17 protein-coding genes are annotated in these 19,066 nt (G+C 42.7%); 16 read left to right on the top strand and 1 reads right to left on the bottom strand.

What is annotated here, in order from left to right; translation table 11 throughout:
- Nucleotides 1-330: 330 nt before the first annotated feature.
- From secE to LGZ99_RS13900, 10 genes are all read left to right on the top strand, one after another.
- A complete protein-coding gene (secE, locus tag LGZ99_RS13945) occupies nucleotides 331-714 on the top strand; it encodes a preprotein translocase subunit SecE (RefSeq protein ID WP_021322887.1) in 384 nt (127 codons plus the stop codon).
- 1 nt (nucleotide 715) lies between these two features.
- Nucleotides 716-1,261 carry a transcription termination/antitermination protein NusG gene (nusG, locus tag LGZ99_RS13940; protein ID WP_011144820.1) on the top strand — a complete coding sequence of 182 codons (546 nt, stop codon included), beginning with the start codon at nucleotides 716-718 and terminating at the stop codon, nucleotides 1,259-1,261.
- 157 nt (nucleotides 1,262-1,418) lie between these two features.
- Complete coding sequence (gene rplK, locus LGZ99_RS13935; RefSeq protein ID WP_021322885.1) at nucleotides 1,419-1,847, top strand: 50S ribosomal protein L11; 429 nt, start codon at nucleotides 1,419-1,421, stop codon at nucleotides 1,845-1,847.
- 3 nt (nucleotides 1,848-1,850) lie between these two features.
- Nucleotides 1,851-2,552 (top strand): 50S ribosomal protein L1, encoded by a 702-nt coding sequence (gene rplA / locus LGZ99_RS13930; protein ID WP_021322884.1) that lies wholly within the window; start codon nucleotides 1,851-1,853, stop codon nucleotides 2,550-2,552.
- Nucleotides 2,553-2,861: 309 nt separating this feature from the next.
- Nucleotides 2,862-3,359 (top strand): 50S ribosomal protein L10, encoded by a 498-nt coding sequence (gene rplJ / locus LGZ99_RS13925; RefSeq protein ID WP_021322883.1) that lies wholly within the window; start codon nucleotides 2,862-2,864, stop codon nucleotides 3,357-3,359.
- A 63-nt stretch (nucleotides 3,360-3,422) separates the two neighbouring features.
- Nucleotides 3,423-3,791: a 50S ribosomal protein L7/L12 gene (gene rplL, locus LGZ99_RS13920; protein ID WP_021322882.1), complete on the top strand. Its 369-nt coding sequence runs from the start codon at nucleotides 3,423-3,425 to the stop codon at nucleotides 3,789-3,791.
- 339 nt (nucleotides 3,792-4,130) lie between these two features.
- Nucleotides 4,131-8,159: a DNA-directed RNA polymerase subunit beta gene (gene rpoB / locus LGZ99_RS13915; protein WP_021322881.1), complete on the top strand. Its 4,029-nt coding sequence runs from the start codon at nucleotides 4,131-4,133 to the stop codon at nucleotides 8,157-8,159.
- A 130-nt stretch (nucleotides 8,160-8,289) separates the two neighbouring features.
- Entirely contained in the window at nucleotides 8,290-12,510 is a 4,221-nt protein-coding gene (gene rpoC, locus LGZ99_RS13910; RefSeq protein ID WP_021322880.1) for a DNA-directed RNA polymerase subunit beta', read from the top strand.
- Nucleotides 12,511-12,938: 428 nt separating this feature from the next.
- Nucleotides 12,939-13,280, top strand: a complete 342-nt coding sequence (locus LGZ99_RS13905; protein WP_021322879.1) for a type II toxin-antitoxin system RelE/ParE family toxin — start codon at nucleotides 12,939-12,941, stop codon at nucleotides 13,278-13,280.
- Between the two features lie 20 nt (nucleotides 13,281-13,300).
- On the top strand, nucleotides 13,301-13,600 hold the full coding sequence (locus LGZ99_RS13900; RefSeq protein ID WP_023043883.1) for a helix-turn-helix domain-containing protein: 300 nt from the start codon (nucleotides 13,301-13,303) through the stop codon (nucleotides 13,598-13,600).
- Between the two features lie 70 nt (nucleotides 13,601-13,670).
- On the opposite strand, the gene LGZ99_RS13895 is transcribed toward LGZ99_RS13900, so the two are convergent.
- Entirely contained in the window at nucleotides 13,671-13,820 is a 150-nt protein-coding gene (locus LGZ99_RS13895; protein WP_155806586.1) for a hypothetical protein, read from the bottom strand.
- A 363-nt stretch (nucleotides 13,821-14,183) separates the two neighbouring features.
- On the opposite strand from LGZ99_RS13895, the gene LGZ99_RS13890 reads away from it, so the two are divergent.
- Genes LGZ99_RS13890 through LGZ99_RS13865 form a run of 6 tightly spaced genes read left to right on the top strand, consistent with a single transcriptional unit; the run spans nucleotide 14,184 to nucleotide 19,066 of the window.
- Nucleotides 14,184-15,062, top strand: coding sequence for a hypothetical protein (locus tag LGZ99_RS13890; RefSeq protein WP_036840159.1), 879 nt, complete (start codon nucleotides 14,184-14,186; stop codon nucleotides 15,060-15,062).
- Between the two features lie 11 nt (nucleotides 15,063-15,073).
- Nucleotides 15,074-15,730 (top strand): hypothetical protein, encoded by a 657-nt coding sequence (locus tag LGZ99_RS13885; RefSeq protein WP_036840157.1) that lies wholly within the window; start codon nucleotides 15,074-15,076, stop codon nucleotides 15,728-15,730.
- A complete protein-coding gene (locus LGZ99_RS13880; RefSeq protein ID WP_036840156.1) occupies nucleotides 15,730-16,890 on the top strand; it encodes an aminotransferase class V-fold PLP-dependent enzyme in 1,161 nt (386 codons plus the stop codon). The genes LGZ99_RS13885 and LGZ99_RS13880 overlap by 1 nt, the downstream gene beginning before the upstream one ends.
- An 11-nt stretch (nucleotides 16,891-16,901) precedes the next feature.
- Nucleotides 16,902-17,546, top strand: a complete 645-nt coding sequence (locus tag LGZ99_RS13875) for a nucleotidyl transferase family protein (RefSeq protein ID WP_036840154.1) — start codon at nucleotides 16,902-16,904, stop codon at nucleotides 17,544-17,546.
- Nucleotides 17,539-18,285: a hypothetical protein gene (locus LGZ99_RS13870; RefSeq protein ID WP_036840152.1), complete on the top strand. Its 747-nt coding sequence runs from the start codon at nucleotides 17,539-17,541 to the stop codon at nucleotides 18,283-18,285. Before LGZ99_RS13875 ends, LGZ99_RS13870 begins: the two co-directional genes overlap by 8 nt.
- A 1-nt stretch (nucleotide 18,286) precedes the next feature.
- Nucleotides 18,287-19,066: a PIG-L family deacetylase gene (locus LGZ99_RS13865; protein WP_021322875.1), complete on the top strand. Its 780-nt coding sequence runs from the start codon at nucleotides 18,287-18,289 to the stop codon at nucleotides 19,064-19,066.

Genomic DNA, 19,066 nt, shown 5'->3' with positions numbered 1-19,066 from the left:
ATCCGTGAAGGTGGCCGTACAGTAGGTGCTGGTGTTGTTGCTAAAGTTATCGCATAATTTTTTGATGTGATTACTCTAAAAGGGCATCAACTGATGCCCTTTTTGTACGTTGTTTTATAAGAACCTATCTCATCAATAGTTGTTTTTAATTATTGGTGAGATAGGCTCTGATACAACGAATTGGCTATATATCTCTCAGATATACAATGTCATACTGAATTATGGTGCCAAGTCAGATACAATCACTCAAATTTTTTGGTTCGGTCTGATTTGTTTTGCTCTTGCGAGGCAAGCTGGCTATCTATTTAAATCATAGTTACAGGTTGGTTTATGAGTGCGAATAGCGATGCTCAAGAAAGCAGGCGCGGTCTTGAGGTAATGAAATGGCTATTAGTGGCAGCTTTATTAACGGCTGCTATCGTTGGTAACTACCTTTATCGGGAGTATAGCCTTCCTTTGCGCGCGATAGCGGTTGTTGTTATTGTTGCTCTTGCGGGAGCGGTTGCGCTCTGGACAGCTAAAGGTAAAACCACACTGGCTTTTGCCCGTGAAGCCCGCGTTGAAATGCGCAAAGTCATTTGGCCAACTCGCCAGGAAGCGTTGCACACAACTTTGATTGTGGCGGCAGTGACTGCATTGATGTCTTTGATCCTTTGGGGTCTTGACGGCATCCTGGTGCGTTTAGTTTCATTTATTACAGGCCTGAGGTTCTAAGATGTCGGATTCCCCAAAAAAACGTTGGTATGTCATACAGGCATTCTCCGGGTTTGAAGGTCGTGTTGCACAATCTTTACGTGAACATATCAAACTACATGATATGGAAGATTCTTTTGGCGAAGTGATGGTGCCAACAGAGGAAGTTGTCGAGATTCGTAGCGGCCAGCGTCGTAAAAGTGAACGCAAATTCTTCCCTGGGTATGTACTGGTACAAATGATTATGAACGATGCAACATGGCATCTTGTTCGCAGCGTACCGCGTGTCATGGGTTTTATCGGTGGCACATCTGACCGCCCGGCACCAATCAGTGATAAAGAAGTTGATGCGATTATGAATCGTCTTCAGCAGGTTGGTGATAAACCACGGCCAAAAACATTGTTCGAACCAGGCGAAATGGTCCGTGTCAGCGATGGTCCATTTGCAGACTTCAATGGTGTTGTGGAAGAAGTCGACTACGAGAAAAGCCGCTTGAAGGTATCGGTTTCTATCTTTGGTCGTGCTACACCTGTTGAGCTGGATTTCAGTCAGGTAGAGAAAGCTTAATTTCTAGGCATATCTTCTAGCTGGCTTGCAATAGGCGTGAAATTAACATACAATTTCGCGCCTTTTGTTTTTAGTGGCCTGGCCTGAAGCGGCGGGGCTGAAATAACAGGGGAGCCTTCTAAACAAGGCGATATCACCCACACAGAGGAAATTATCAATGGCTAAGAAAGTACAAGCCTATGTCAAGTTGCAGGTTGCAGCTGGTATGGCTAACCCAAGCCCTCCAGTAGGTCCTGCTTTAGGTCAGCAGGGTGTTAACATCATGGAATTCTGTAAGGCGTTCAATGCTAAAACTGACAGCATTGAAAAAGGCTTGCCAATTCCTGTTGTGATCACTGTTTATTCCGATCGCTCGTTTACTTTCGTTACCAAAACCCCACCAGCTGCTGTTCTGCTGAAAAAAGCCGCTGGTGTTAAATCAGGTTCCGGCAAACCGAATAAAGATAAAGTTGGTAAAGTGACCAGCGCTCAGATTCGTGAAATTGCTGAAACTAAAGCTGCGGATATGACTGGTGCTGACGTTGACGCAATGATGCGTTCAATCGAAGGTACTGCTCGTTCCATGGGCCTGGTAGTGGAGGGTTAATCGATGGCTAAACTGACCAAGCGCATGCGCACAATTCGTGAAAAAGTTGATGCAACTAAACAGTATGACATTAACGAAGCCGTTGTTCTGCTGAAAGAGCTGGCAACTGCTAAATTCGTAGAAAGCGTTGACGTTGCTGTTAATCTCGGCATCGACGCTCGTAAATCTGACCAGAACGTACGTGGTGCAACTGTATTGCCTCACGGTACTGGCCGTTCCGTTCGCGTAGCTGTATTTACCCAGGGTGCAAACGCTGAAGCTGCTAAAGCCGCTGGTGCTGAACTGGTAGGTATGGAAGACCTGGCTGAGCAGGTTAAAAAAGGCGAAATGGACTTTGACGTTGTTATCGCATCGCCAGATGCAATGCGCGTTGTTGGCCAACTAGGTCAAATCCTGGGCCCACGTGGTCTGATGCCAAACCCTAAAGTAGGTACTGTAACGCCTAACGTTGCTGAAGCTGTTCAGAATGCTAAAGCAGGTCAGGTTCGTTACCGTAACGATAAAAATGGCATTATCCACACCACTATCGGTAAAGTTGATTTCGACGCTGACAAACTGAAAGAAAACCTGGAAGCTCTGCTGGTTGCGCTGAAAAAAGCAAAACCATCTTCTGCTAAAGGTATTTTCATTAAGAAAGTTAGCCTGTCCACTACTATGGGCGCAGGTGTAGCGATTGACCAGTCTGGTCTGAGCGCTTCAGTTTAATTTGAACTGAATGTGATTATCGCTTTACCTTGGCGTCAGATTTGTCTAAGATTTGGCGCCTTATGTTTGGCTGATAGATTATTTATTAGCTAAACAAACAATTTTCGGTTGGAGCTTGGCCTAATCCAAGCCCCGTCCAAGACCGCAGGTGTAAGTGATTACTTAATATCCCTGCGTAGACGGTGACAGAGCCAAATGAAATTTATTTCTGGATTCTGCTCACCGTGTTTTAGAGCTCAGACACCTTGTTGGTGTTATGAGTGATGTGAGTTCCGGGTTCTTCCCGGTTAATCCAGGAGCAAGAAGCTAATGGCACTAAATCTTCAAGACAAACAAGCGATTGTTGCTGAAGTCAGCGAAGTAGCCAAAGGCGCGCTGTCTGCGGTTGTTGCGGATTCCCGTGGCGTTACTGTAGGTAAAATGACTGAACTGCGTAAAGCAGGTCGCGAAGCTGGCGTTTATATCCGTGTTGTTCGTAACACACTGATCCGCCGTGCTGTTGAAGGTACTGCATATGAGTGCCTGAAAGAAGCGTTTATTGGTCCAACCTTGATTGCTTTCTCTAACGAACATCCGGGCGCAGCTGCTCGTCTGTTCAAAGAGTTCGCGAAAGCGAATCCAGCATTCGAGATTAAAGCAGCAGCCTTTGAAGGTGAGTTTATTTCCGCGGCCAATATTGACCGTCTGGCGACACTCCCAACTTACGAAGAAGCAGTCGCACGCCTGATGTCAACCATGAAAGAAGCCGTTGCAGGCAAACTGGTTCGTACACTGGCAGCGTTACGCGAGCAGAGAGAAGCAGTTTAATTGCCAATTTCCTTCGTTGCTTTTTAACGTATAAATTATTTCTGAATTTTAGGAACACTTGTTATGTCTATCACTAAAGAACAAATTCTGGACAAAGTTGCAACAATGTCCGTCATGGATGTTGTTGAACTGATCACTGCAATGGAAGAAAAGTTCGGCGTTTCTGCTGCTGCGGCTGTAGCTGTAGTTGCCGGTGCTGCTGAAGCTGTTGAAGAGCAAACCGAGTTTGACGTTGTTCTGTCTGCTATTGGCGCTAACAAAGTTGCCGTTATCAAGGCAGTACGTGGCGCAACTGGCCTGGGTCTGAAAGAAGCGAAAGACCTGGTTGAAAGCGCTCCAAACGCTACACTGAAAGAAGCTATCAGCAAAAATGACGCTGAAGCATTGAAAAAATCTCTGGAAGAAGCTGGTGCTTCTGTTGAGATCAAGTAAGTTCAGTTTTGAGTTAGCAGCCTGACTTTAAAGGCTGATGGCTGGTGATTTTTTAATCACCAGCCTTTTTGCGCTGTAGGGCATTAGTAGCATTTCCACTGTTTGGCTGCTAATTAACCCCCAAATACTTTTTCCTATTGACGACTTAATATACTGCGTTCTCAGCTACGATCCACTCGGGTAGCTCGGTAGTAAAGTAGCGCAATGAAATGATTTAAGAGTAATAGCAATGAGTATTACGGAAAATAATTCAATTTTCTGTTCGAAAAAACAGTGTCGTAAAGAGCTGTCCTTTAGGGCGGACAGAGTGGGTCACTGATCAGCGAGCTGAGGAACCCTATGGTTTACTCCTATACCGAGAAAAAACGTATTCGTAAGGATTTTGGTAAGCGTCCACAAGTGTTGGATGTACCTTATCTCCTTTCTATCCAACTTGACTCGTTCCAGAAGTTTATCGAGCAAGATCCAGAAGGCCAGAATGGTTTAGAAGCGGCATTCCGTTCTGTATTCCCAATTCAGAGCTACAGCGGCAGTTCGGAGCTGCAATACGTTAGCTACCGTCTTGGTGAGCCAGTGTTTGATGTTAAAGAGTGTCAGATTCGTGGTGTTACTTATTCTGCACCTCTGCGCGTTAAACTGCGTCTGGTCATCTATGAACGTGAAGCACCGGAAGGCACAGTCAAAGACATCAAAGAACAAGAAGTCTACATGGGTGAAATTCCACTCATGACTGACAACGGTACTTTTGTTATCAATGGTACTGAGAGGGTCATTGTCTCCCAGTTACATCGTAGTCCTGGTGTATTCTTTGACAGCGATAAGGGTAAAACTCATTCATCCGGTAAAGTGCTGTATAACGCACGTATTATCCCTTACCGTGGTTCTTGGTTAGATTTCGAATTCGATCCAAAAGATAACCTGTTTGTGCGTATTGACCGTCGCCGTAAATTGCCGGCGACCATTATTCTGCGCGCAATGGATTACAGCACTGAAAACATCCTGAACCTGTTCTTCAGTAAGACTGTTTTCGAAATTCGTGACAACAAACTCCAGATGACACTGGTGCCAGAGCGTCTGCGTGGTGAAACGGCTTCTTTTGATATTGAAGCAAACGGCAAAGTTTATGTTGAAAAAGGCCGCCGTATTACCGCACGTCATATCCGCCAGTTAGAAAAAGACGAAGTGAACCGTATTGAGGTTCCGGTTGAATACATCGCGGGCAAAGTTGTTGCAAGAGACTACATTGATACCAACACAGGTGAAATCATCTGTGCTGCGAATATGGAGCTCTCTTTGGATCTGCTGGCACGTTTGAGCCAGTCTGGTCACAAATCTATCGAAACCCTGTTCACCAACGATTTGGATCACGGGGCATATATCTCCGAGACTCTTCGTGTTGACCCAACCAATGATCGTTTAGGTGCCTTGGTTGAGATCTATCGCATGATGCGTCCTGGCGAGCCACCAACTCGTGAAGCAGCAGAAAATCTGTTTGAAAATCTGTTCTTCTCAGAAGATCGTTATGATCTTTCTGCGGTTGGCCGTATGAAATTCAACCGTTCATTGAGCCGTGAAGAAGTTGAAGGCTCCGGTATTCTGAGTAAAAATGACATCATTGATGTTATGAGGAAACTCATTGATATCCGTAACGGTAAAGGCGAAGTCGACGATATTGACCACTTAGGTAACCGTCGTATCCGTTCCGTGGGTGAAATGGCAGAAAACCAGTTCCGTGTTGGTCTGGTACGTGTTGAACGTGCGGTTAAAGAGCGTCTGTCTCTGGGTGATTTGGATACCCTGATGCCTCAGGACATGATCAACGCCAAGCCGATTTCAGCCGCGGTGAAAGAATTCTTTGGCTCCAGCCAGCTGTCTCAGTTTATGGACCAAAACAACCCGCTTTCTGAAATTACTCACAAACGCCGTATTTCTGCGTTAGGCCCAGGTGGCTTAACCCGTGAGCGTGCGGGCTTCGAAGTGCGTGACGTACATCCAACTCACTATGGTCGTGTATGTCCAATTGAAACCCCGGAAGGTCCGAACATCGGTCTGATTAACTCATTGTCTGTTTATGCGCAGACTAACGAGTATGGTTTCCTTGAAACCCCATACCGTCTGGTTCGTGATGGTGTTGTCACTGATGAAATTCATTACTTGTCTGCGATTGAAGAAGGTAACTTCGTTATCGCACAGGCAAACACCGTATTGGACGATGAAGGTCACTTCGTTGAAGATCTGATCACCTGCCGTAACTATGGCGAATCCAGCTTATTCAACCGTGAACAGGTTGAATATATGGACGTTTCCACTCAACAGGTGGTTTCCGTCGGTGCTTCCTTGATCCCATTCCTGGAACACGATGACGCAAACCGTGCATTGATGGGTGCAAACATGCAACGTCAGGCTGTTCCTACACTGCGCGCTGACAAGCCGCTGGTAGGGACAGGTATGGAACGTGCTGTAGCGGTTGACTCAGGTGTAACTTCCGTTGCTAAACGCGGCGGCGTGGTTCAGTACGTTGATGCATCCCGTATCGTTATCAAAGTAAACGAAGACGAAATGTATTCGGGTGAAGCGGGTATTGATATCTATAACCTGACTAAATACACCCGTTCTAACCAGAACACCTGTATTAACCAAATGCCATGTGTTTCTCTGGGCGAACCAGTAGAACGCGGTGACGTACTGGCTGACGGTCCATCCACTGACTTGGGTGAATTGGCGCTGGGTCAGAACATGCGTGTAGCGTTCATGCCGTGGAATGGTTATAACTTCGAGGACTCCATCTTAGTTTCTGAGCGTGTTGTCCAGGAAGATCGCTTTACAACTATTCACATCCAGGAACTGGCTTGTGTGTCTCGTGATACCAAATTAGGGCCTGAAGAGATCACCGCTGACATTCCTAACGTGGGTGAAGCTGCACTCTCCAAACTGGATGAATCCGGTATTGTTTATATTGGTGCAGAAGTTACTGGCGGTGACATTCTGGTTGGTAAAGTGACACCTAAAGGTGAAACTCAACTGACGCCGGAAGAAAAACTGCTGCGTGCTATCTTCGGTGAGAAAGCGTCTGATGTTAAAGACTCTTCTCTGCGCGTACCAAATGGCGTATCCGGTACGGTTATCGACGTACAGGTATTTACCCGCGACGGCGTTGAAAAAGATAAACGTGCTCTGGAAATCGAAGAGATGCAACTGCGTCAGGCTAAGAAAGACCTGACAGAAGAGTTGCGGATCTTTGAAGCTGGCTTGTTTGCCCGTATCCGTTCTGTCCTGATTTCTGGCGGCATTGAAGCTGAGAAATTGGATAAACTGCCTCGTGAGCGTTGGTTAGAACTGGGTCTGGCTGATGAAGAAAAACAGAATCAGTTGGAACAGTTGGCTGGACAGTATGACGAACTGAAAACTGAGTTCGAGAAAAAACTGGATGCTAAACGCCGTAAGATCACACAAGGCGATGACTTAGCACCGGGTGTGCTGAAAATCGTTAAAGTTTATCTGGCGGTTAAGCGTCAGATTCAGCCTGGTGATAAGATGGCGGGCCGCCACGGTAACAAGGGTGTTATCTCAAAGATCAACCCGATCGAAGATATGCCTTACGATGAAAACGGCACTCCGGTAGATATCGTACTGAATCCGCTGGGCGTACCATCACGTATGAACATTGGTCAGATCCTGGAAACTCACCTGGGGATGGCTGCGAAAGGTATTGGCGACAAGATTAACGCGATGCTGAAACAGCAGCAAGAAGTCGCCAAACTGCGTGAATTTATCCAGAAAGCTTATGACCTGGGTGATGAAACCCGTCAGAAAGTTGATCTGAACACTTTCTCTGATGAAGAAGTTATGCGTCTGGCAGAAAACCTGAAAAAAGGTATGCCAATTGCAACACCAGTATTTGATGGTGCGAAAGAGAAAGAAATTAAAGAACTGCTGAAACTGGGTGACTTGCCGACTTCTGGGCAAATTACCCTGTTTGATGGTCGTACTGGTGAGCAATTCGAACGTCAGGTTACAGTTGGCTACATGTATATGCTGAAACTGAACCACCTGGTGGATGACAAAATGCATGCTCGTTCAACCGGTTCGTACAGCCTGGTTACTCAGCAACCGCTGGGTGGTAAGGCGCAGTTCGGTGGTCAACGCTTCGGTGAGATGGAAGTGTGGGCATTGGAAGCATATGGTGCCGCGTACACCTTGCAGGAAATGCTCACCGTCAAGTCCGACGATGTTAACGGCCGTACCAAGATGTATAAAAACATCGTGGATGGCAACCACCAGATGGAACCAGGAATGCCGGAATCTTTCAACGTATTGTTGAAAGAGATCCGCTCTCTGGGTATTAACATCGAGCTGGAAGACGAATAAACCGTATTCCCGCTGGTACTGCCCTGAATGGATATGACGGGCAGTTTACCAGCCAGTGGTTGCACTGGTCATAGGGGAGAGTGGCATGGGCTGCTCTCCTGACAGGTCTAACTCCGACAGGAGCCATTTCGTGAAAGACTTATTGAAGTTTCTGAAAGCGCAAACTAAGACCGAAGAGTTTGATGCGATCAAAATTGCTCTGGCCTCACCAGATATGATCCGTTCGTGGTCATTTGGTGAAGTGAAAAAGCCGGAAACGATTAACTACCGTACGTTCAAACCTGAGCGTGACGGCCTTTTCTGTGCCCGTATTTTCGGACCGGTAAAAGACTATGAGTGCTTGTGTGGTAAATACAAGCGCTTAAAACACCGTGGTGTGATTTGTGAGAAGTGTGGCGTAGAAGTTACCCAGACTAAAGTTCGTCGTGAGCGTATGGGTCACATCGAACTGGCTTCTCCAACGGCACACATCTGGTTCCTGAAATCATTGCCATCCCGCATCGGTTTGTTGCTGGATATGCCACTGCGTGATATTGAGCGCGTACTGTACTTCGAATCCTATGTGGTTGTAGAAGGCGGTATGACCAGCCTGGAGCGCAGTCAAATCCTGACAGAAGAACAATACCTGGATGCACTGGAAGAGTTCGGTGATGAATTCGATGCGAAGATGGGCGCGGAAGCTATCCAGTCTTTGCTGAAAAATCTCGATCTGGAAAATGAGTGTGAAACTCTGCGTGAAGAGTTAAATGAAACTAACTCTGAAACTAAACGTAAGAAGTTGACCAAGCGTATTAAACTGTTGGAAGCCTTTATTCAGTCCGGTAACAAACCAGAATGGATGGTTCTGACCGTTCTGCCAGTTCTGCCGCCTGATTTACGTCCACTGGTTCCATTGGATGGCGGCCGTTTTGCAACGTCGGATCTGAACGATCTGTATCGTCGTGTTATTAACCGTAACAACCGTTTGAAACGCCTGCTGGATCTGGCTGCGCCGGATATCATCGTTCGCAACGAAAAACGTATGTTGCAGGAAGCAGTCGATGCCCTGTTAGATAACGGTCGTCGCGGTCGTGCAATTACCGGTTCTAATAAACGTCCTCTGAAATCCCTGGCTGACATGATCAAGGGTAAACAGGGTCGTTTCCGTCAAAACCTGCTGGGTAAACGTGTTGACTACTCAGGCCGTTCTGTAATCACCGTAGGTCCTTACCTGCGTCTGCATCAGTGTGGTTTGCCTAAGAAGATGGCGCTGGAACTATTCAAGCCATTCATCTATGGCAAGCTGGAACTGCGTGGTTTAGCGACTACGATTAAAGCAGCCAAAAAGATGGTTGAGCGTGAAGAGGCGGTGGTATGGGATATCCTGGATGAAGTGATTCGTGAACACCCGGTTCTGCTGAACCGTGCACCAACACTTCACCGTTTGGGCATTCAGGCATTCGAACCGGTTCTGATCGAAGGTAAAGCGATTCAGTTGCACCCGTTGGTGTGTGCGGCATATAACGCCGACTTCGACGGTGACCAGATGGCTGTTCACGTACCGCTGACTCTGGAAGCCCAGCTGGAAGCGCGTGCATTGATGATGTCGACCAACAACATCCTGTCTCCTGCGAGTGGTGAGCCAATCATCGTGCCATCTCAGGACGTTGTTCTGGGTCTGTATTACATGACTCGTGACTGTGTTAACGCTAAAGGCGAAGGCATGGTGCTGACCGGGCCTAAAGAAGCAGAACGCGTATACCGCGCAGGTCTGGCTTCTCTGCATGCCCGTGTTAAAGTTCGTATCTCTGAAGAAGTGAGAGATGGCGAGGGTAATATCACCACCAGCACTGGTCTGGTTGATACGACTATTGGTCGGGCAATCCTGTGGATGATCGTCCCAAGAGGTCTGCCTTACTCTCTGGTTAACCAGCCACTGGGTAAAAAAGCTATCTCCAGAATGCTCAACACTTGCTACCGTGTGATGGGCTTGAAGCCAACGGTTATCTTCGCTGACCAGATCATGTACACCGGTTTTGCCTACGCTGCACGTTCAGGTGCATCTGTTGGTATTGATGACATGGTTATCCCAGAGAAAAAAGCTGGGATCATTACGGAAGCAGAAGCAGAAGTTGCTGAAATTCAGGAACAGTTCCAATCTGGTCTGGTAACAGCTGGCGAACGTTATAACAAGGTTATCGATATCTGGGCCGCAGCAAACGAGCGTGTTGCTAAGGCGATGATGGAAAACCTGTCTACTGAGACAGTCATTAACCGTAACGGCGAAGAGGAACAACAAGTCTCCTTTAACAGCATCTTTATGATGGCTGACTCCGGTGCGCGTGGTTCTGCCGCCCAGATCCGTCAGCTGGCGGGGATGCGTGGCCTGATGGCTAAACCAGACGGTTCCATTATCGAAACGCCAATCACCGCGAACTTCCGTGAAGGCTTGAACGTACTCCAGTACTTCATCTCAACCCACGGTGCCCGTAAAGGTTTGGCGGATACCGCACTGAAAACGGCGAACTCTGGTTATCTGACCCGTCGTCTGGTTGACGTTGCACAAGATCTGGTTGTTACAGAAGACGACTGTGGTACGCACGACGGTATTCTGATGACGCCGGTTATTGAAGGTGGTGATGTTAAAGAGCCACTGCGTGAGCGTGTACTGGGTCGTGTAACGGCAGAAGATGTTCTGAAGCCGGGTACGGCTGACATTCTGGTTCCACGTAACACCTTGCTGAACGAAAAATGGTGTGATCTGTTAGAAGAGAGCTCTGTCGACAGCATTAAAGTACGCTCCGTTGTATGTTGTGAAACTGACTTCGGTGTTTGTGCGAACTGCTATGGCCGTGACCTTGCTCGCGGACACATCATCAATAAAGGTGAAGCGGTTGGTGTTATTGCGGCGCAGTCAATCGGTGAGCCGGGTACACAGCTGACGATGCGTACGTTCCACATCGGTGGTGCGGCATCTCGTGCGGCAGCGGAATCTAGCATTCAGGTTCGTAACAAAGGTAGCCTGAAACTGTTTAACGCGAAATCCGTTACCAACTCCGCAGGTAAGCTGGTGATTACTTCCCGTAACACCGAACTGTGCCTGATCGACGAATTTGGCCGTACTAAAGAAAGCTATAAAGTGCCTTACGGTGCGGTATTGGGTAAAGGTGATGGCGAAGCAGTTAACGGCGGCGAAACCGTTGCTAACTGGGATCCACATACCATGCCAGTAGTCAGTGAAGTATCCGGTATCATCCGTTTCGCTGACATGGTAGATGGTCAGACCATTACCCGTCAGACGGATGAGTTGACAGGTCTGTCTTCACTGGTTGTTCTGGATAGTGCAGAGCGTACCGGTAGTGGTAAAGACTTGCGTCCGGCACTGAAAATCGTTGATGCCAAGGGTGACGATGTATTGATCCCAGGTACTGATATGCCTGCTCAATATTTCCTGCCAGGCAAAGCAATTGTTCAGTTAGACGATGGCGTCAGCATCTCTGCGGGTGATACGTTAGCGCGTATTCCTCAGGAATCCGGCGGTACGAAAGATATTACCGGTGGTCTGCCACGCGTAGCCGACCTGTTCGAAGCGCGTCGTCCGAAAGAGCCTGCAATCCTGGCTGAAGTCAGTGGTATTGTCTCCTTCGGTAAAGAAACTAAAGGTAAACGCCGTCTGGTTATCTCCCCATTAGATGGTGGTGATGCTTACGAAGAGATGATCCCTAAATGGCGTCAGCTCAACGTATTCGAAGGTGAAGTTGTTGAGCGCGGTGATGTGATCTCCGATGGCCCAGAGTCTCCACATGATATCTTGCGTTTGCGTGGCGTTCATGCGGTTACCCGTTACATCACCAACGAAGTTCAGGAAGTTTACCGCCTGCAAGGGGTTAAGATTAACGATAAACACATTGAAGTTATCGTTCGTCAGATGCTGCGTAAAGCAACCATCGAAAGTGCAGGTAGTTCCGAATTCCTGGAAGGCGAACAGGTTGAATATGCCCGCGTTAAAGTGGCAAACCGTAAGCTGGAACAGGAAGGTAAAGTCCCTGCAATTTATGGACGTGATCTGTTGGGTATCACTAAAGCGTCTCTGGCAACTGAATCCTTCATCTCTGCGGCATCGTTCCAGGAAACGACCCGCGTGCTGACAGAAGCGGCGGTTGCGGGTAAACGTGATGAACTGCGCGGCTTGAAAGAGAACGTCATCGTAGGTCGTCTGATCCCAGCCGGTACGGGTTATGCTTACCATCAGGATCGTATGCGTCGTCGTCAGTTGAATGAGCCTTCTGAAGCACCACAAGTGAGTGTAGATGAAGCAACTGCAAACCTGGCAGAACTATTGAATGCCGGTTTTGGTGGCGATAAGAAGTAATTCTTAGAACACGCTAACTAAATGCCCTCTTTTTGAGAGGGCATTTCAACTTTTTGATAACGTGCCAATTTTTTACTTGGTGCTCTGTTTTAATTGAGTTTCATTCACTAAATGGATCTTGCCTCCACGTTAAGAATCCTCCCCTCAAATTTTTCTTTCCGAAAAGAGTTCACTTGAAGACCTTGTTCCTCACAATCATCTGGTGTGTAAAGTCAATGCTGGCACCCAGCTTATACAATGTAGAAACAGATACGCTGAGATTTCTTACTATATCCTTCCTATATTGCACCGTTAGTTAAGTATTTTTTAAATGAAGTCGTACTTGTTCTACAGAGACTAGTGATAAGTTAAATTTAGAGTGAGGGATTGCAATTATAGCTAGCAGGCTATATGTTGGTTTTGTAGTTTACAAACTATGAGAAATGAACATGTGGAAAGTTATCACAACAGAAGTGTTTGATGATTGGTATAACGAACAAAGTGAAGAGTTACAGGATGATATTCTGGCTATGCTGAAAATTTTAAGAGAGTACGGCCCGCAATTAGGCAGACCTTACGTTGATACGCTGCATGACTCCAAATTTCCCAATATGAAAGAGTTACGTATCCAGCATGCCGGAAATCCTGTACGGGCATTCTTCGCTTTTGATCCATGTCGGAATGCCATTGTCCTTTGCGCTGGCAATAAAACCGGACTGAATGAAAAACGGTTCTATAAGGATATGATCAAACTTGCTGATGCTGAGTTTAAGAAGCATCTTAAGAACTAACTAAACTAGAGAACTGAAATATGGCTACACTTGATGAATTACTTGAAAAACGCAGCCCTGAAAGCCGCCGTAGGATTGCTAAAAAAGTTGATGAAATGAAACGGGAGATAGGGCTTTATCAGATCCGCGAGGCTCTTGATGTTTCACAAACTGAGCTGGCAACTGCGCTTGGAGTCAAGCAACCGACTATTGCTAAAATAGAACAGCCTGGTAATAACCCTAAACTTTCAACATTGAAACGCTACGTTGCAGCGTTAGGTGGAGAGTTGAGCCTTGATGTTCAACTTCCTGATGGTAAACGTATCGTAGTCCATATTTGACCTTTGAATATTATGGCGTTGCCTCAGTAAAAGCGGCGGAGTTTTTCATTTCTGCCCGCTGAGGTTCGTGTCAGACTTGCCAAGCATGAGCGCGACAGCCAATGAAGTGGGAATCTTCGTGTTCAGTCGGGCGGGGAATAGTCACAGGATAGTTGATCGTACAGTGATTCAAGCAGCGCTCATTCGCATCGGAATATACATTGATGATTAAGTATTCCATAAATTTGGTACCGGCAAAATCACCTTGGCTATGTAAGGGATATTATTCTGTATGCAGAAATAGCTCATCGTATTTAATTCAAGAGTCTGGTCAATATAATTATTTCATTTAAAGTCCAATCACATAGAATTTATGAAAGATTATTCTCTTTAAAGACCCTATTTTTATCTGTATTCTTGCATGATTGATGAAGACTTAAATTGAATTTTTCAGGATAAATAATCACAGTTTTTTCTCCTGTTGGATCTTTAAATTATGATACAGGTCATAAAATACAATATTTCATGATTCATATACTCGGAAATGAATATAAACTAAAAATAAGAAGCGATTGCTACCAATATAAAATAACGGGGTAAATTAGTGAAAAATGGAGTAACCCTAGTCTATGAAGATATAACGGAAGATAATTATATCCTACTAAATAATTTTTATAAGCGTGATATAGGAAGCTTAGATTATTTTATTTGGAAAAACTTGAAAGAAAAGAAATATAATCTTTCTAATGAGATAAAAGCACTTTCGTTTAAAAGAGATGATACATGCTTGTCAATTGTTATAGCAAGAAAATGTGAGTTTAATCTTGAGCATAGGCAGGTTTCCATTAATATGCTTAGTGATTTTGGTGTAAATGAAAGTGTAAAATCACGCACTTTGATAATAGAAAGTGCCAGACAGACACACCGTAATGATATAGATGCGACAGTTTGTTACTCAGATGAAAGAAAGGTCAAATGTTATTCAAAAATTTTTGAGAAATATATCTGTAGCAAAGTGAACGTTTTTGGTTTTACAGAAATAGTAGTGGAAGGAGCTACCAAAATAGATGTAGATCTGAATGATTTTAATGAAATAGATAATATTAATAAAATCAATTTTTTCGGCAGGAAAGTAAATAACAATTGGATCGCTTACGCAAAGCAGTGCCCTCTCTATAGCGATATTAAATTATTAACTGTTGGAGAAGAAGTAGCGATATTAGGTTTTGATGATATCACTGTAGAAGTGATAAATTTGTCAGGTACAGCTCCCCATACAATCATGTCTATAGTTGATTCTTGTCTTGCTATTAGGAGGAAATGCAGAATAATCTTACCAAATCCTATTTATTCTGAACTACAAAGTAGACTGAGTAAACATAGTATTATAAATAAGTTTAGCATGATGATTGCCTGGCATACCGAAGAAGATTTCAATTTATGTCATGAAAATATATTTATCAGCAGAATCGACAAACGATAAAGGAGTTTAAAATGGGATGTATTTTTTGTCACCCAGAGTCTTCCTTTGCAAAAGATAAAATACTTTTACAAGGAAAATATTTCTATGCGTTCGTACCTAAAGGCCAGATAATTGAGGGCTATATCATCATTGCCACCAACAAATGTGATACTGATTTAGGGGGATGCCGGTGCTTTGCGGAGATATACGATGAAGAAGCGATAAAAGAACTGAAACAGTTTAAGGATATAATAAATGATTTTTATCGCGAATATTACAATATAAGCAATCCTCTTTGTTATGAAAATGGACGAGCCGGTGGTTGTATCGTCATGGACCCAAATCAAAGGTACTGTTATCATGCACACTTATGTTGTTTCCCTACTGAGATTGATCTTCATAATAAATTAAAGAATCAATTTAAAATGCATACAATAGACTCATTAGATGAACTGAAAATGTTCGGTGAGGCTGGCCCCTATATCTATGTTGAAGATAGTGATAATAAATATGTTTTTACGATAGGTGAATCAGATTTCATTGAGAGAGGAATGATAAGAACAGTATTGGCAAATAATTTAAATATGCCAGAAAGGTCTGATTGGAAAGATAATGAAGGAATAAAAGAGATGGATGCGACTGCTAGAAAATTCAAATTATATATTAATAATTATATGGAGATTGAATAATGTTATATGCAGATGCAGCTTCTACCTCATGGCCAAAATCACAAGAAGTGAAAGACATGATAAATATGTATTTAGACACTCTTGGGGTAACTCCAGGGCGATCTTTATCGCAACAATCTAAAAAGGTTACAGAACTCATTGAAGAGTGCCGACATGAATTAATCGAACAAGCAAAATTAAATGGTCATGGGACAGTCATTTTTAACTCAGGAGCAACGTACTCACTCAATGAATGTATAAAAGGTGTGCTTAAGCCGGGTGATAATGTCATTACTACCCATTTAGAACATAATTCCGTACTTAGACCCATAAACCATTTAAAAGATATTGGGATAAGTAGTCAATTGATCGATGTGACAGATGGTGAAATTGATATGTCGCATTTGGAGCTTCTATTAAGGGATAAGAAAACTAAGCTACTAGTCGTTCATAGTTGCTCGAATACTATTGGTACATTTTGTAATATAGATGAGGTAGGAAAACTGGCACATTTATACGGAGCAATGGTTTTAGTTGATGGTTCACAGTCTTTTGGTTCACAATTAATTGATTTATCGAAAGGTAATATTGATTACCTTGTTTTTAGCGGGCACAAAAGCTTAGGAGGAGTATCTGGTATTGGGGGATATTTTATTCTTGATAATGAATTTTCTCATAATGAATTAATCCAGGGCGGGACAGGTGTATTATCAAGATTAACAACACAACCAGCTGGAATACCATACAAATATGAATCAGGAACACAAAACACTATTGGCATACTTTCATTGCTTGCGTCCATAAGACGTTTAAAAAAAATTGGGATAGAGAACATTCAAAATCAACTGCAAACTCTGCGAATAAATCTTATAGATGAGTTATCACAATTAAATAAAGTCAAGCTAATCTGTAAACATAACGTTGGCTTACCAACAATTCTTCTTACAGTGGAAGGTTATCATCCTGGAGAAGTCTCTTATATACTCGAGAACAAATACAATATTATTACACGTCCCGGATTACAATGCGCACCATTAGCCCATAAAAAATTTGGCACTTATCCTGATGGTGCGGTTCGGGTTAGTCTTGATACGTCGCATACAACGGAAGATATTTTAAAAATAAAATCGGCTTTAGCTGAAATCACTGAGGAAAGTTATAAAGGAAGTACTTATAATTAGTGAGAATATATATGAATATGCCTAACAAGAATGAGCGTTATCTAATTGATTTAATTAATGGTAAATTGAATTATATACATATTGATAGAAACGGAGATTTTAATAATACAAAAATAGACTGGAAAGATTCTGTAATTTTATCTGGTTCTTTCAATCCACTTCATAAAGGACATGAAGAATTAAAAGAAATCGCTACAACGATGACTAAAAGAAAGCCGTATTATGAACTGTCAATCAAGAACGCGGTAAAACTTACAATTTCAACCGATGAAATTTTCAAGAGGATAAGGCAATTCAAGGAAAAAGGTGATATCGTTTTAAGCGACGCTAAATTTTTTATTGAAAAATCACATATTTATCAAGGAGCGATTTTCGTAATTGGCGCTGATTTATGTCAAGAAATTAATAACCCTATTTATTATGGAGGTGAAGAAGGATTAAAAAAATCCCTTATGACAATTAAGGATAATGATTGTAGATTTCTTGTGGCTGGACGTTTTTTTAATAATAAATATCATGCAGTTGATGATTTGGTAAATATTAGAATGGAACATCGTTTTTTATTTGAATCTATTCCAGAAAGTCTATTTCGCTTAGATATATCATCAACAAAAATAAGGTTAATGAATAAAGAAAAGGAGATGGATCATGAATAAAGAAAATAACAAAAATCTGCTGGATAATGAAGTTAATTCAAATTCAACATATTTAACCAAAGAAATTCAGAGAAGATTAAAACAAGCTTCATTTATATTTAATCCTAGCGATATAACTTTAAATTCCCAGCTAGATAGTTCACAAATTAAATTATTTTCTGAGATATGTGCGTTCTTGGAACAGGACGGTAATTTAGATATTCTTGCCTCTTGCATACACGATTTATGGTGTGCGAAATATTTAATCGATAATAGAACTGCTACGCAAGATTCAATAACAAAACTTGAAATTGAGTACAACTTACAAGTCAATTTTTTAAAACCTTATCAGGCATTCACAGAAAAAGAGAAGAAATTTGAAAAAAGGTTAATCAAGAGTGATTTGAGTATTATATCGGAAGTGATGAAAAGTATTTATTTATACGATGACAATATTGCATCCGGCAATTTTAATTATGAGATGTTACTTTCTACAAACGATGCCATTTTTTCAGATTTAATGACAATATTAGGCCACAGTGACAGTATAATAGAAATTGCAGCAGAAAAAATCCACGCCAGTTGGTTTGATATAATGAAAGAATTTTATGCCGATGATGAAAGAGTCCAATCCAAAGAAAAGCCAAATATTAATAACTCAGATTTTATAAAAAACAGGGATGGGATACGCATTGATTTAGCCGCTATTTATATTGTACTCATGGAAATAAAATATAACAGCCTTTGTATGGAGGTTTAAAATGATGCATTTATTTCTATCCCCCCATTTAGATGATGCTGCTTTAAGCGCTGGTGGTTTAATACATAAATTAGTTTCAGAAAATCAAAAGGTAGTTGTTTTAACATTTTTTACTGAATATGACAAAAATCTTACATCTCATTATTTACACTCTGTGAATAATGATAATATGAATTCATTTATAAAGCTTTATTCAAAGCGAGTTAATGAGGATATTGTTTTTTGCAATAAATTATCAGCGATTCCAATACATGGTAAAATTTTAGATTGCATTTACAGAACCGATCAATACGGTGAACCTATGTATAAAAATTCTGCCGTAATTTATAGTGGCCTAGTACATAAATCAGATTATGCATTCGATGTGGCTCAAGATCTCATCGACGAAACATTGTTAAATTATCAACCTGATTATATATATGCTCCTTTGGGAATAGGTCGACATGTAGACCACATCATAATAAATAATCTTGTACATAATATAAAAGGTTCACGTAAGTTAAAAATATTACTTTATGAAGATTTTCCCTATGTTTTAGGTGAATATCCTATTATAGATCCCGATAGTTTAGAACATGCTTTATTAAGAAATAATAAATTTGATAAGCGTGCAATATTGGTGAATATTGATTTAAAAGAAAAAATGCAAAATATCCTCTTTTATGAGTCTCAATTAGAACCTCTATTTGGGAATGAATCAAATCTTTTAATTTCATTGGAGAAATATCATCACTCTATTAATAAAACCAAAATCCAAGAACGTTTTTGGTTAATTCAGTAA

The organism is Photorhabdus temperata (assembly GCF_025384845.1).
Lineage (GTDB): Bacteria > Pseudomonadota > Gammaproteobacteria > Enterobacterales > Enterobacteriaceae > Photorhabdus > Photorhabdus temperata.
This window is presented reverse-complemented; position numbering and strand designations above follow the sequence as displayed.